This window comes from Rhodococcus sp. T7, from assembly GCF_009872365.1.
Lineage (GTDB): Bacteria > Actinomycetota > Actinomycetes > Mycobacteriales > Mycobacteriaceae > Rhodococcus_F.
In genome coordinates, this window is sequence record NZ_WXYH01000339.1 from 1 (window position 1) to 14,923 (window position 14,923).

General features: G+C 68.5%; 8 protein-coding genes. 2 read left to right on the forward strand and 6 right to left on the reverse strand.

Annotation, left to right across the window (positions count from 1 at the left end):
- Together MLGJGCBP_RS31380 and MLGJGCBP_RS31385 are read left to right on the forward strand one after the other, a co-directional pair.
- The coding region (locus tag MLGJGCBP_RS31380; RefSeq protein ID WP_160100509.1) for an arabinosyltransferase at positions 1–2,372 on the forward strand (2,372 nt) is incomplete at its 5' end.
- A 106-nt stretch (positions 2,373–2,478) separates the two neighbouring features.
- The gene (locus MLGJGCBP_RS31385; RefSeq protein WP_160100511.1) at positions 2,479–3,453 is read left to right on the forward strand and encodes a hypothetical protein; all 975 of its coding nucleotides are present in this window, start codon (positions 2,479–2,481) and stop codon (positions 3,451–3,453) included.
- A gap of 42 nt (positions 3,454–3,495) precedes the next feature.
- Here the strand turns inward: MLGJGCBP_RS31385 and MLGJGCBP_RS31390 are convergent, their stop codons facing one another.
- The 6 genes from MLGJGCBP_RS31390 to MLGJGCBP_RS31415 all read right to left on the reverse strand — a co-directional run bounded on the left by MLGJGCBP_RS31390 (position 3,496) and on the right by MLGJGCBP_RS31415 (position 14,874).
- Positions 3,496–5,040 carry an acyl-CoA carboxylase subunit beta gene (locus MLGJGCBP_RS31390; RefSeq protein WP_072938577.1) on the reverse strand — a complete coding sequence of 515 codons (1,545 nt, stop codon included), beginning with the start codon at positions 5,038–5,040 and terminating at the stop codon, positions 3,496–3,498.
- Positions 5,037–9,974 (reverse strand): polyketide synthase Pks13, encoded by a 4,938-nt coding sequence (gene pks13, locus MLGJGCBP_RS31395; protein WP_160100551.1) that lies wholly within the window; start codon positions 9,972–9,974, stop codon positions 5,037–5,039. The genes MLGJGCBP_RS31390 and pks13 overlap by 4 nt, the downstream gene beginning before the upstream one ends.
- Positions 9,975–10,044: 70 nt before the next feature.
- A complete protein-coding gene (gene fadD32, locus MLGJGCBP_RS31400) occupies positions 10,045–11,940 on the reverse strand; it encodes a long-chain-fatty-acid--AMP ligase FadD32 (protein ID WP_087561214.1) in 1,896 nt (631 codons plus the stop codon).
- Between the two features lie 186 nt (positions 11,941–12,126).
- Positions 12,127–13,116: an LLM class F420-dependent oxidoreductase gene (locus MLGJGCBP_RS31405; protein ID WP_160100513.1), complete on the reverse strand. Its 990-nt coding sequence runs from the start codon at positions 13,114–13,116 to the stop codon at positions 12,127–12,129.
- A 192-nt stretch (positions 13,117–13,308) separates the two neighbouring features.
- Positions 13,309–14,289, reverse strand: a complete 981-nt coding sequence (locus MLGJGCBP_RS31410; RefSeq protein WP_160100515.1) for a cutinase family protein — start codon at positions 14,287–14,289, stop codon at positions 13,309–13,311.
- Between the two features lie 6 nt (positions 14,290–14,295).
- Positions 14,296–14,874 carry a DUF732 domain-containing protein gene (locus tag MLGJGCBP_RS31415; protein ID WP_087561211.1) on the reverse strand — a complete coding sequence of 193 codons (579 nt, stop codon included), beginning with the start codon at positions 14,872–14,874 and terminating at the stop codon, positions 14,296–14,298.
- Positions 14,875–14,923 lie beyond the last annotated feature (49 nt).

A 14,923-nucleotide genomic window follows, 5' to 3' on the forward strand; every position in this document is an offset into this window, starting at 1 on the left:
GGTATTACGACGTCCTCGCCGCGATGGCCAAGATCTCGACGGCCAGCCCGTTCATGCGACTGCCCGCCCTCATCGCCGGCATCCTGTGCTGGATGGTGATCAGCCGGGAGGTCGCTCCGCGCCTCGGCCGGTCGGTCCGGCGCAACAAGGTGGCGCTGTGGACCGGCGGACTCGTGTTCCTCGCGTTCTGGCTGCCCTACAACAACGGTCTGCGGCCCGAGCCCATCGTGGCGCTCGGCGCCCTGCTCACGTGGTGCTCCATCGAGCGTTCCATCGCGACCGGACGTCTCCTCCCCGCGGCCGTCGCCGTCCTGATCGGCGCATTCACTCTCGCGGCCGCTCCCACGGGCCTGATGTGTGTGGCCGCCCTGCTCGCCGGCGCCCGCCCGCTCGTCCGGATCATCGTCAAACGTCACCGCCAGGTGGGGACGCTGCCGCTGCTCGCGCCGATCGCGGCGGCGGGAACGATCGTCCTCGTGGTCGTGTTCGCCGACCAGACCGTCGCCGCGGTGATGGAGGCCACCCGGGTCCGCACCCTGATCGGCCCGAACCTCGAGTGGTACAAGGACTTCCTGCGCTACTACTACCTGTTCGTCCCGACCGTCGACGGTTCCGTGGCCCGCCGCTTCGCGTTCCTGACGATGATCCTGTGCCTGCTGACGACACTGTTCATCCTGTTGCGCCGCAGGCGGATTCCCGGTGCCGCCACCGGACCGTCGTGGCGCCTGCTCGGCGTCGTGTTCGGCACGATCTTCTTCATGATGTTCAACCCCACCAAGTGGACCCACCACTTCGGGGCGTACGCGGGCATCGCCGGTTCACTGGCCGCACTCACCGCCGTCGCGGTGTCGGCGTCCGCGCTGCGCTCGCGCCGAAACCGGACGATCTTCCTGGCCGGACTGCTGCTCATGCTGGCGTTGACGTTCGCGGGCATCAACGGTTACTGGTACGTATCGAGCTACGGCGTGCCGTGGTTCGACAAGACCGTCTCCATCGGCGGCCGCCAGTCCAACACGTTCTTCCTCGTCCTGTTCGGGCTGGCCGTCGCCCTGGCCGCCTGGCAGTACCTGCGTGAGGGATTCGCCGCGCCCCCCGTCCGCGCGAACACCGAGAAGGGCAGGCGGATCAGGAAATTCGCGGCCGCCCCGCTCACCGTCATCGCAGGCATCATGGTGCTGTTCGAAGTCCTCTCCCTACTCAAGGGCGCCGTCTCCCAGTACCCGGCGTACTCGCTGGCCCGCTCCAACTTCGACTCCCTCGCCGGGCAGACGTGCGGGCTCGCCGAGGACGTCCTCGTCGAGGGCGACACCAACGGCGGAAACCTCACGCCCATCAACGATCCCGCGCAGCCGCTGGCGAACCCCGCCGACCCGCTCGGCGGAGCGAACCCCGTCGGCTTCTCCCCCAACGGGGTGCCGTCCGACCTGACCGCGGACTACGTCGAGGTCAAGCAGGGCATGGGCAACACCGACAACCAGAGCGTCGGCCCCAGCTTCGAGACCGGATCGAGCGCCGGAACCTCCGGCGGCACCGGGAATGTCGGCGTCAACGGCAGCACCGCCAAGCTCCCGTTCGGGCTCAACCCGGCCACGACACCCGTCATGGGCAGCTACCAGGAAGGCGTGCAGGAACCGGCGACACTGTCGTCCAGCTGGTACGCCCTCCCCGAGCGCAGCGACGACACCCCGCTGATCGTCATGTCCGCGGCGGGCCGCATCTGGTCGGTCGACCCGACCGGCGCCCTCACGTACGGGCAGTCGCTGCTGCTCGAATACGGCAAGCGTCAGCCCGACGGCACCGTCCAGGCCCAGGGCACCTACCTGCCCAAGGACATCGGGCCCGCGCCGTCGTGGCGCAACCTGCGCGTGCCGATCAGCGAACTGTCCCCCGACGCCGACTCCGTGCGGATCGTCGCCAACGACCCCAACCTCACCGGCGACCAGTGGCTGGCGTTCACCCCGCCGCGGGTCCCGAAGCTCGAGACCCTGAACTCGACGATCGGCAGTTCGCAGCCCGTGCTGCTGGACTGGGCCGTCGGACTGCAGTTCCCGTGCCAGCGTCCGTTCGACCACCAGTACGGGGTCGCGGAGATGCCGAACTACCGCATCCTCCCCGACCGTCCGCTGGCCGTCAGCTCCACCGACACCTGGCAGTCCGCGGAGAACGGTGGCCCCCTCGGCTTCACCGAACTGCTCGCCAGCGCCACCGCCATCCCCACGTACATGCGGGACGACTGGGGACGCGACTGGGGCTCCCTCGAGCGCTTCGACCGGTACTACCCGGACGCCACCGCGGCCACCGTCGACACCGAGACCGCCACCCGGTCCGGTCTGTGGAAGCCGGGCACCCTGCGGGTGTACCCCACCCCGTAGCGGGCCCGGGGGTGGAGTTGTCCACAACTTTCCGTCCATCCACAGGCCAATTTCCGACCTGGGCTTTTCGGCGGCGGGCCGCTGCGCCCAGGGCAGGCTCGAACCCATGCGAAGTGGAAGCTGGGCCGAAGACCTCCCTGGGACAGCAGCTGTCGGCCGCGACGGAGTAGTCCGCGTCGCTGCCCTCGAGCGGCTGGGCGTCGCGAGGGGCACGATCGCCTCGCGCTGCCGCGCCGGAGGTCCCTGGCAGCGGATCCTCCCCGGCGTCGTCCTCCTGCACGACCGGCCACCGACGACGCTGCAGCGCAACCTGGCGGCGCTCGAATACGGCGGCCCGGACGCGCTCCTGTCGGGGCACGCCGCGCTGGCCGCGTTCGGGTACCCGGCGTCACCGCCCCGGAACGACGTGCTGCTGCTCATCCCGTCCACCCGGCATCGCCGGGACTGGTCGTACGTGAAGGTCGAGCGGACGCGGCACCTGCCCGCACCCGTCCACCGGGGGCTCCTGCGTCTCGCTCCGCCGCCGCGATGCCTTCTGGACGCCGGACGTCGCACGCTCACCGCCGAGGCCTGTCACGCGCTCCTGGCGGAAGGCATCCGGCGCCGCGACGTGACGGTAGACGAACTGGTCCGTGAACTCGCACACGGCAGCGACCGCGGAAACCACCTGCCCCGGGCCGTCCTGCGTGAACTGACCGAAGACGCGCATTCCGTCGCCCGGGTCCACGCGCAGAATCTGTATGCGACGAGCGGGCTTCCGCCGATGCGGCACGACGTCGACGTGCTGTCCGCGGCCGGACTGTGGGTCGCCCGACCCGACGGCTGGCTGGACGACGTCGCCGTCGCCTGGGAGATCGACTCGCCGAAGTACCACTTCTCGCCCGAACTACACGAGGCGACGAGGACGCGGCGGGCCCGGATGCAGCGTGAGGGAATCGTCGTCGTGACGCACCTGCCGGAGCAGATCCGGACCGACCCGTCGACCGTTCTCGCCGACCTGCGCGCCGCGTACACGCTGGCCGCGTCGCGTCCCCGGCCGCCGGTGTTCGTGCACACCGAAACACACCTGCGGTCGGCATGACTGCCGACCGCAGGTGCGGAAACGAACTACAGCGGCATCGAACTACAGCGGCATCAGGTCGTGCTTGCGCGGGTTGCGCTGCACCGTCTTGTCGCGCAGCATCGTCAGCGCCTTGCGGATCTCGAGCCGGGTGGTGGCGGGCTCGATGACGGCGTCGATGTATCCGCGCTCCGCGGCGATGTACGGCGTCGCGATGTTCTCGTTGTAGAAGTTGATCAGCTGCCTGCGGACGGCGGGCGCGTTCTCGCCCGCGGCCTCGATCTGCCTGCGACCGATGAGGTCGACAGCGCCCTCGGCGCCCATCACCGCGATGCGGGCGGTCGGCCACGCGAAGTTGATGTCGGCGCCCAACTGCTTCGAGCCCATGACGGCGTAGGCGCCGCCGTAGGCCTTGCGGATCACGACGGTCACCTTCGGCACCGTCGCCGTCACGAACGCGAAGATGAACCGGCCACCGCGCTTGATGACACCGATCCGCTCCTGCTCGAGGCCGGGAAGGAAACCCGGGGTGTCGACCGCGAACACCAGCGGGATGTCGAAGGCGTCGCAGATGCGGATGAAATGCGCGGCCTTGTCCGAGGCCTGGGCGTCGAGCGCACCCGCCGCCACCAGCGGCTGGTTCGCGATCACCCCGACCGTGCGGCCGTCGACGCGGGCGAAGCCGGTGATGATGTTCAGCGCCACCTGCCCGCCGATCTCGTGGAACTCGCCGTCGTCGAAGATCCGCAGCAGGATGTCGTGCATGTCGTAACCGGCGTTGTCGGCGTCCGGGATGAACGTGTCCAGATCACGGTCGGAGTCCGTGATCTCCGGCTCGAGACCAGGATTGACGACCGGCGGCTTCTCCATGCAACTCGACGGCAGGAAGCTCAGGTACTTGCGCACCCACTCGAACGCGGCCTTCTCGTCGGGCGCCACGTGATGCAGGTTGCCGTACTGGGCCTGGTTCCGGGCACCACCGAGTTCGTCGAGGCTGACGTCCTCGCCGGTGATCTTCCGGACCACCTCGGGCCCGGTGACGAACATGTACGACTCCTCGGTGGCCACCAGCACGTCGGTGTTGATCGGCGCGTACACCGCACCGCCCGCGCACTTGCCGAGAATCATCGAGATCTGCGGGCACATGCCCGACAGCGGCTCCTGCCGACGGCCGAGTTCCGCGTACCAGGCGAGCGACGTCACCGCATCCTGCACCCGGGCTCCGCCGGAGTCGTTGATGCCGACACAGGGGCAGCCGATCTTCGCGGCGAACTCCATGATCGCGGCGACCTTGCGGCCGAACATCTCGCCGACCGAACCACCGAACACGGTCTGATCGTGCGAGAACACCGCGACCGGGCGTCCCTCGACGGTCCCGTGGCCGGTGACGACGCCGTCGCTGTACAGCGCGTTCGGGTCACCGGGCTGACGCATCAGACCGCCGACCTCGATGAAACTTCCCGGGTCGAGCAGCATGTCGATGCGTTCGCGCGCGCTCGGAATGCCCTTCTTCGCGCGTTTGGCAATAGCCTGCTCGCCCGCGGGTTCCTTCGCCGTTTCCAGCTTTTCGCGCAGTTCGGCAAGCTTCTCTGCGGTCGTGGTGGTCACTGATGCGCTCCGGTTCCGGCGGCCTGGATCGCCGCCAGCTTCTTGGTGAGGTCGGCACCGACCTTCGCGATGTACGGCTCGTCGACGATCTGGATGTGATCGCCGCCCACGTGGATGATCTCCAGGTTCTTCACCGCGTCGCCCCAGCCGCCGTCCGGCTTCCGGGTCTTGAACGCGGGCTCCAGGTTCATCACGTCGTCGTGGTAGCGGTCGGCCATGTACAGGACGACGTCGCCGTCGTACTGCTCGAGTTCGGCAGTCTGGATGGCCCGGTTGTCGAGCCACGACGTGCGCTGGTGCTCGATGATTCCGCCCGGAATCTTGGTGCCACTCAGCTTGAGCAGTTCCGTGAGGATCTTGATCTGCTCTTCGTCGCTTTCCGCCGCCGCGAGCTTGTCGTACGGCAGCGGGTAGTCCACGTTGTACGTCTTCTTCGCGAACGCCGCGTACCGCTGCCAGCGCTTACGGATCTCGTCAGGAGTGTCCTCGACCTTCTCCCCGGCCATGACCGTGTCGATCAGGCCGACGATCCGGACGTCCGCGCCCGACTCGCGCAGCAGCTTCGCCACCGCGTACGCCAGCACACCGCCCAGCGACCAGCCGTACAGCACGTACGGTCCGTCGCCCTGGATCTCGCGGATGAGCGGCAGGTACTCCGCCGCCCGCACGTCGATCGGACCCTCGGTGCGCTCGAACCCGTACATCGGCGTGCCCTCGGGCAGACGCTTCAGCAACGGCTCGTACGCGACCGTCGACCCACCGGCCGGGTGGAACACGAACACGGGGACGGCGTCGGATCCCTCCGGGCGAGCCCGCAGCGCGCGGACGAGCCCGTCGATCTTGCCGGAATCCTCGAGGAAGCCGCGCACCACATTGGCCAGTTCCTCGATGGTGGTGGAATCCAGGACGTCGTCGAACGTGATCTCACCGTTCGCGCGCTCCGACAACCGGGCGGCCAGCTTCTCCGCCGTGTCGTCGTTCAGGATCGGCAGCGTGTTGAAGATGCCCTTGGCGGACTCGCCGGTGACGACGGCCCACGTGGCGAACGTCAGGCGCTCGGCGGCGTCACGCGGCGGAACGTCCGTGCCGGTCGCCTCGGCGAACGCTTCCTTGCTGTCCACAGCGGCTTCCTCGGGCGCAGCCTGCGCCTCCGAAACATCGGGAGTGGCCGCGATGATCGCCTCGGCCTCCGCCTCCACGGACGTGTTCTCGGCATCGAGCGGAGCCGCGGCCTCCGAAGCTTCTGCAGCCTCCTCCGCTTCCTTCTCGGCCTTCTGCTTGTCCGCCAGCGCCTGCACCTCTTCGCGGTTCTCGACCGCGTAGCGCAGGTACTTGCCGACCTCCATCAGGTTCGCGTCGCGGACCGCCTGCAGCTGCAACTGCGGGATGTCGAACTCGTACTCGACGCGGTTCTTGATGCGGACGGCCATCAGCGAATCGAGGCCCAGCTCGATCAGCGGGATCTCGGCGGGCAGGTCCTCGGGGGCGTAACCCATCGACTCGGCGACGATCAGCGCGAGACGGTCTTCGAGCGTCTGCGAACCGTTCGGGTCCCACTTCTCGCCGATGTCCTCGACGACCTCGGGCAGCTCCTCCACCGGAGACGCCGCCTGCACCGGCGCCGCGACGACGGGCTCGGGCAGTGCGTCCCCGGACGTGACGGCGGCGTCGAACAGCAGCGTGAAGTTCGCGCCGCTCTTCGCGTGCACCTGCAGCGACGCGCCACCCGGATGCGGGTTGAGCGTGGTGGTGAGCGTTCCCTCCGCGGGCGCGTGGGCGTGCAGGACGGACGCGGCGAGCGTCACGTCCGACAGCACCTGCGACGCGGCGGCGGTGACCAGTGCGGGCAGGTCGGTGACCGCGCCGGCCTGGACCTCCCACACGTGGCGGCCGTCGGGCAGCGACACGTGCGCACCCGGAACCCGGGTGTTGCCGCCCCCGTCGATCCGGGTCTCCACCCAGTACGGCTTGCGGATCCACGCGGTGCGCGGAACGGCCGCGAAGTCGCCCTCGGGGAGCAGCGAGGACAGGTCGACGGCGTGCCCGTGGACGTACAGCTGCGCGAGCGCGGCGAGAACACCGAGCGGCTCGTCCTCCTTGCGCTTGAGCGTCTGGATGAGCTGCATGTCGTGCAGGCCGGCGTCGAACGCGGTGGCGGCCACGGACATCAGGGCCACCGGGTTGGGTGCCAGCTCCACGAACGTGGTGTGCCCGCTGCCGACGGCGAGGCGGACGGCGTTGGTGAAGTACACGCTGTGGCGCAGACCCTTGGTCCAGTACTCCTCGCGGTGGATCGGCTCGTGGCCTGCGCGGTAGTAGGTGTCCTGGTCGACGGACGAGTACACGCCCAGCTTCAGCTTGGTCGGCTCGATGCCCGCCAGTTCCGCGGCCAGTTCGCCCAGCAGCGGGTCGACCTGCGAGGTGTGGCTGGCGCCCTTCGTCTTGAGGACGCGGGCCATCTTCTCCTCGCCCTCGGCCCGCGCGACGATGGCGTTGACCTCGGGCTCGGGGCCGCCGATGACGGTGTGCGTCGGAGCCGCGTACACGCAGACCTCGAGGTGCGGGAAATCGGTGAGAACGGTCTCGATCTCGGATGCGCTGTACTCGACGAGCGCCATCAGACGGATGTCGTCGCCCTCGAGCGTGGCCTCGGCCTCACCCATGAGGCGGGACCGCGCGCAGATCACCCGCACCGCGTCCTCGAGCGGCAGACCACCCGAGATGTACGCGGCGGCAGCCTCGCCCATGGAGTGGCCGACGACGGCCTCCGGCTCGGCGCCGTGGTGACGCAGCAGCGCCGCCAGACCGATCTGGATGGTGAAGATGCCGACCTGCGACGTCTCGACGTCGTAGTCGATCGCGTCGTCGAGGAACTTCTCCTTCATGGAGTAGCCGGCCTCGTCCTCGATCAGCGCGTCGACCTCGTTGATGGCCGCAGCGAACACCGGGTTCTCCAGGTACAGCTGCTTGGCCATCTTGCGGTGTTGCGAGCCGAAGCCCGACAGAACCCAGACGGCGCCCTTCGACGACGGCGAATCCGCGGTGAACACACCCTGGCCGGGCTTGCCTGCGGCGACGGCCCGCAGACCGGTGACGGCCTCCGAGCGGGTCTTCGCCAGGACGACGGCCCGCGAGCGGCCGTGGTTGCGGCGCGCGAGAGCGCGGGCGACGTCGGCGAGCGGGGTGGTGCTGCCCTCTTCCGTTTCCAGCCAGTCGGCCAGATCGGCGGCGGCCCGGCGGCGACGCGACGGCAGCGCACCGGACACCGCGAGGACGACCGTCGGCTCGGTCTCGGCGACCGCCACCTCGGCGGGGGCGACCGTGTCGGCGGGCTCGGCGGTGTCGTCGACGGCAGGCCCGGTGTATTCGCGCACGACGACGTGCGCGTTGGTGCCACCGAACCCGAATCCGGACACACCGGCGACGGCCGTCCCCGTGTAGCGCGGCCACGCCGCACCCTCGGGAATGACCTGCAGGTGCGCCTTGTCGAACGCGATGTACGGGTTGGGTCCGGCGAAGTTCAGCGTCGGGGGAAGCGTGTCCTCCCGCATCGACAGCACGACCTTGATCAGACCCGCGGCGCCCGCGGCGGCCTCGAGGTGACCGAAGTTGGTCTTGGCCGAACCGAGCAGCGCTGGCTTGTCGTCGGCACGTCCACGACCGACGACGCGTCCGAGCGCGTCCGCCTCGATGGGATCGCCGAGGATGGTGCCGGTGCCGTGCGCCTCGATGTAGTCGACGCCTGCCGGGTTAATGCCCGCGTCCCGGTAGGCGTGCCGCAGGACGTCGGCCTGCGCGTCGGGGTTCGGGGCCGCGAGACCGTTGGAGCGGCCGTCCTGGTTGACGGCGCTGCCTGCGATGACGGCGAAGATCTCGTCGCCGTCGCGCTCGGCGTCCTCGAGCCGCTTGAGGACGACGAGACCGCCGCCCTCGGCGCGGATCATGCCGTCGGCGTCGGAGGAGAACGCCTTGATGCGGCCGTTGGGGGCCATCACACCCAGCTGGTCGAAGCCCAGCGTCGCGGGCGGCGCGACGAGCATGTTGACGCCGCCGGCGAGCGCGAGATCCGACTCACCGGACCGCAGCGAGCGCACCGCCTGGTGCACCGCGACGAGCGACGACGAGCAGGCCGTGTCGAGGGCGATGGACGGTCCGCGGAAGTCGTAGAAGTACGAGACCCGGTTGGCGACGATGGACGTCGACGTACCGGTCAGCGCATACGGGTGCGCGTGGACGGGGTCGCTGACGGCGAGCAACTGGTAGTCGTTGGCCGAGCTGCCGATGAACACACCGACCTGCTCACCCTTGAGGTCGCTGGCCGGGATGCGGGCGTGCTCGAGGGCCTCCCACGTCAGTTCCATCGCGAGACGCTGCTGCGGGTCGACGTTCGCGACCTCCAGCGGGGACATCGCGAAGAACTCCGCGTCGAACGTCTTGACGTCGTCGAGGTAGCCACCCTGGGTGTTGGCCTTCTCCACGGCGGCCTTGATCTGCGGGTCGGAGGTGAACTCCTCCCAGCGGCCCGCGGGCAGGTCGGAGATGCCGTCGCGGCCCTCCGCGAGCATCTGCCACATCTCGGCGGGTGTCTTGCCCGCGCCCGGGAAGCGTGAGGCCAGGCCCACGATCGCGATGTCGTGCGCGTCCGACGTCGGCGCCGACGCGTAGTACGCGGCGTCGGCCGAGTCGTCGGGCTGCTCGGGTTCGCCCTCGATGATGCGAGTGGCCAGCGATGCGATGGTGGGGTGCTGGTAGGCGACCGTCGCGGTGAGCGTGACTCCGACCAGTTCCTCGATCTCGCCGCTGAGTGCGACGGCGTCGCGGGACGACAGACCGAACTCCTCCATCGGGCGGTCGTCGGTGATCTGACCGACCGGTTGCCCGGTTGCGTCGGCAATCCAGTTGCGCAGCCAGTCGCGCAGCTGCGCGACCGTCATGTCACCCGTGCTGGTCCGGTCATCATCTTTTTCAGCCATCAACTCACCAAGCTACCCGTCAGGAAGTGGACTATTCGGAAACGCTGTCGGGGAACGCCGTCTGCGTGTATCCGCCGCGCAGGGTCCCCTCGATGTAGCTCGCCTTGCACGCGCGGCGGGCGATCTTGCCGCTCGACGTACGAGGAATCGAGCCCGCGGGCACCAGCAGGATGTCGCGTGCCGTGACCCCGTGCCTGGTCGACAGCGCGGCACGCACCGTGTCGGCGACGGGCTGCGGGTCGGCCTTGCCGGCTCCCGGTGCGCGTTCGGCGACGATCACCAGCTGCTCGGAGGAATCGTCCGCGTCGTAGTTCAGGCCCGAGTGCGTGTTCTCGAACACGACGGCGGGCAGCTGGTTGGCCGGGACGGCGAACGCGGCCACGAAGCCGGGGCGCAGCGCGGTGCTGGCCTCCTGCGCCGAGAACTCGAGGTCCTGCGGGTAGTGGTTGCGACCGTCGACGATCACGAGGTCCTTGACGCGGCCCGTGATGAACAGCTCGCCGTCGATGTACACGCCGTAGTCGCCGGTGCGCATCCAGTTGGCGTCCTCGGACGTACCCTCCGCGTGGCTGCCCTCGGCGAGCCGGTTGGTGAGTTTGTTGTGGAACGTCTCCGCGGTCTCGTCGGTGCGTCCCCAGTAGCCGATGCCGATGTTCTCGCCGTGCAGCCAGATCTCACCGACCCGGTCGTCGGGCTGCTCGATGCGCGACTCGGGGTCGACGATGGCCGCCCACTGGCTGCGCGCGACGTAGCCGCAGGACACCTGCGGGATGGCGTTCTCGGCGTCCTGGTCCACCTTCACGACGCGACCGGCGTTGAGCTCGTCGCGATCGACGTAGATGACGCGGGCCTCGTCCGAGTGCCGGGTGGAGGACACGAAGAGCGTGGCCTCCGCCATGCCGTACGAGGGCTTGATCGCCGTCTTCGGCAGGCCGTACGGCGCGAACGCCTCGTTGAACTTGCGCATCGACGACGTCGTGACCGGCTCGCTGCCGTTGATGAGGCCGATCACGTTGCTCAGGTCGAGGCTCTCGCCGCTCTTCGGCAGGCCGCGAGCGGCCGCGTGCTCGAACGCGAAGTTGGGTGCGGCCGCGAATGTGCCCGCACCGTCCGACACCGCGGCCAGTTCCTTGATCCACCGGTACGGCCGCTGCACGAACGCGCGCGGACTCATGATGGTGATGTACTTGCCGCCAAGGGCGGGCAGGATGACGGTCAGTAGCCCCATGTCGTGGAACAGCGGCAGCCAGGTGACGCCGCGCGAGTTCTCGTTGAGCTCGATGGAGTCGACCATTTGCAGTGCATTCGTGCCGACGGCGCGGTGCGTGATCTCCACACCGGCGGGCACCCGGGTCGAGCCGGACGTGTACTGCAGGTACGCGATGTCGTCGAGATCGATCTCGGGGCGCACCCAGGACTCGCCGACGCTGTCGGGGATGGCGTCGACGGCGATGATCCGGGGGCGCTCGGCGGCCGGGAGGGACCGGAAGAACTGTCGAACACCCGCGGCGGAGGAGGTGGCCGTGAGGATGGCGGCAGGCTTGCAGTCACCGAGGACGGCGTGCAGACGGTCGGTGTGGCCGGGTTCGTCGGGGTCGAACAGCGGCACCGAAATCGCTCCGGCGTGGATGGCGGCGAAGAAGGAGATGACGTAGTCGAGACCCTGCGGCGCCAGGACCGCGACACGGTCGCCGGGTTTGGTGACCTGCTGGAGGCGAGCCGCGACGGCGCGCAGCCGGTAGCCGAACTGTTCCCAGGTCAGCTCCTGCGCTTCGCCGTCCCTGTCCCGCGAGTAGTCGATGTAGCGGTATGCCAGCTCGTCCGAGTTCTCCCGGGTGTGCCGCTGGACGTAGTCGACCAGCGTGCTTCCCGAGTCGAGCCTGATGTGGCCCTTCTCGTCGATAAAATCATCGAACTTCGCGTTCATTCCATCTCCTCCGAAGCGATCACACAGGCATGCCCCAGCATGACTGCGCCCCAGACTTCCTTCGCCGAATCGGATCTTGTAAAACTCGTGGGAAATGACGTAACACGCCACTCACCCGAATAAGTTCATCGATTCCAAACCATCGATATGTTACAGATTGGCATCGCCGCCCTCGGTACGCTGCGTCTACTCGCCCTTCAGTTGGGAGATGATCGGCGCGAACGCATCCATCTGTGTGGGGAACACACCGACGTAGGACATTGTCGTCTTTTCTCGCACCATACGGATCTGATCGGCGATCTCCTCGAAGCTTCCGATCGCGAGATACGGCGAGCTCAGGATGTCTTCGACGGACAGCTTCACGTCGGCCTCGATGTTGGGCGGGAACCCCTGGTCGATTGCGGCGAGCGCCATCTCGGCGGTCTGCTCACGGTCGTCGGTGATGACGATGGTGGTGATCGTCCAGTTCAGTTCGATGTCGTCGAACCGGTCACCGGCAGCCTCCCGGATCCGGTCGACGCGCTCCATCGTCTTCTCGAGCGTGACACCCGACAGGAGGAGCTTGCCTTCCTTGCTGGTCGGCGTCGCCACGGAGATGATGTCGGCGTACTTGGCGGCGAGCGCCAGCATCTTGGGGCCGCCGCCGCCGACGGCGATCGGGGGACGCGGACCCTGCCGCGGCCGCGGGCTGCCCGTCAGGCCCTTGATCTGGTAGTACTTGCCGTCGAAGTTGCACTCCTGACCGCGCAGCAGCACATCGAGAATCTGCAGGGTCTCCTCGAGCTTGGCGATCCGGACGCCCGGACGCTCGTAGTCGATGCCGCCCTTGTCGAACTCTTCCTTCATCCAGCCTGCGCCGATGCCGAGTTCGAGGCGGCCACCCGACAGCACGTCGATGGTGGCGGCGTCCTTGGCGAGGATCGCCGGATGCCGGAAGCCGTTGGCGAGGACGGCGGTGCCGAGCCGGATCTTGTCCGTCGCGATCGCGAGCGCACCCAGCGCGGCGATCGGTCCGACCTGGTTACCGAGGTGGTCGGGGATCATGAAGCTGTCGAACCCGAGTTCCTCGGCCTTCTGCGCAAGCTTGACGAACCGACGCGCGCCGCCCTCGTCCGCGTTGCCCTCTCCGCCTGCGGCGAATCGGAACTTACGCAACGAGCTGACGTCGGAACTCATGAATAGCTTCTCCTGTGGTGAAACGCCCCCGTTCAGGACGTGAACATCGGTGGGTCGGGCACGGGTGGTGCAGCAACAGTGCAGCACTCTACCGGTGCCGGGAAACGCACACTACCGGCGAGTACGCGTCGTGCCTATCTGTTCGGGACGATTCACGGCTCACCGACCACGGTGAACCCACCCGCCACAAAATCAACTGTGGGCCGGGGTCGGGGCGGCCTCTATCTTCTGGGCTGCCCATCCGGCGATCCACTGCGTGGCCGTCGTGCCGGAGTCGTCGACGACGTACGAGTTGTACATCGCGTGGACCGGGTTGTTGTTGTACTCGAGAAGACGCAATCCGCTGCCGATCCAGTTGCTCGGCTTCAGCGCCTGCGCCGGCGCGTCGCAGATCCCGTCCGTGGGGGCGCAGATCTCGACCGCCCGGTCGGCGAGTTCCCCGAAACCGCCGGGCCGCGGACCGGTCATCGTGATTCCCGGGATCTGCAGACCGGCCAGGGACAGTTCGGCTCCGACACCGGCGACCGGCTGCCCGACGTTCGTCGCGGCGGCCGGGTCGCGGCGACCATCGGCGATGAGCCCGACACCCAGCACCAGGTCCGCCGGAACAGGGCCGTTACCTGCGCCGATGCTCGACGCGACGTCGCCGGCGATGACGGCGCCCTGGGAGAAGCCGGTGAGCAGGAAGCTGGTCAGCGGGCACTCGGCGTGCCGGCGGATCAGGATGTCGTTGGTGGCGGCGGTGCCGGCGCCGCGGCTGTTGTTGTACGACTGCTGCCCGTCCGGCGGGAACGCGACCGGGTTGGAGAACTGCGCGACGTACGGAACCGTGTACACGTCGGCGCGCGAGGACTCGAACTGCTCCTGCAACGGCCGCGACACGTTGAGCATCAGCGACGCCGGGTTGGCCGTCGGGTTGTACGGGTCGTCGGTTGCGCTGGACTCCCACGTGCCGGGGACGACGACCACCTGGACGTCGGGACAACTCGCCGGCTGGGCATTGGGACGCTCGGGACCGGGCGGGGTCGGGATCGGTTTGGGCAGCCGCCCTGCGAGCAGATACCAGAGCGCGATCACTGCGCCGAGAATCACCAGCAGGATCACGATCAGCACCAGCAGTTTGCGCAGGAGGCTGCTCTTCTTCTTCCGCGTTCCGCGCCCGGTCACCGACATCGGCGTCTACTTGCAGTAGGTCGCGTGGGCGACGTTCATGTAGGTCGTGGCGTTGGCCGTCGCCTGCTCCTGGGTCAGTTCCTTCCCCGCAGCGGACGCCTCGGTGCCGACCATCGCTGTGACGAACACCATCGTCTCGGGGTCGCTCTTACCTTCGGCCTTGGCCTGGCAGATGAAGTCGGCGGTGCTGACGGCCATGGTGCCGTCGGCGGCGGGCTCGATGCCCTTGGCCTTCAGCGCGTCGAGGAACTTCTGGCCGTCGGCGCTGACCGGGACCTCGCTGGGGCCGGGGAAGTCGCCCGGAACTTCCTCGGGCTGCGCGGGCGGTGCGGTGGCCGCTTCGCCGGGGCTCGTCACCGGCGCGGAGGCAGACGCGGACGCGCTCGCGCTGGGCGCGGCGGACGCCGAACTCTCGGCGGAACTGGACGCGGCCGCGGACGTCGTGGGCGCGCTGGTGGACGGGTTGGACGTCGCCGTGGAGTCGTCGCTACCGCACCCGACCAACAATCCGCTCGCTGCGACGGCGAGCGCGCCTACCGCGATCGACCGTCGGAAGGTGGTGCTGATACGTGAGTGCTGCGGCATCTATTTCCGTCCTTGCTTTCCAAGTCGTTGTCTCTCGACAGGGTACAGA

Coding starts and splice junctions, on each gene's coding strand:
- MLGJGCBP_RS31415 (WP_087561211.1), bottom strand. CDS start 14,874: ATGCCGCAGCACTCACGTATCAGCACCACCTTCCGACGGTCGATCGCG.
- MLGJGCBP_RS31405 (WP_160100513.1), bottom strand. CDS start 13,116: ATGAGTTCCGACGTCAGCTCGTTGCGTAAGTTCCGATTCGCCGCAGGC.
- fadD32 (WP_087561214.1), bottom strand. CDS start 11,940: ATGAACGCGAAGTTCGATGATTTTATCGACGAGAAGGGCCACATCAGG.
- MLGJGCBP_RS31385 (WP_160100511.1), top strand. CDS start 2,479: ATGCGAAGTGGAAGCTGGGCCGAAGACCTCCCTGGGACAGCAGCTGTC.
- MLGJGCBP_RS31410 (WP_160100515.1), bottom strand. CDS start 14,289: ATGTCGGTGACCGGGCGCGGAACGCGGAAGAAGAAGAGCAGCCTCCTG.
- pks13 (WP_160100551.1), bottom strand. CDS start 9,974: ATGACGGTCGCGCAGCTGCGCGACTGGCTGCGCAACTGGATTGCCGAC.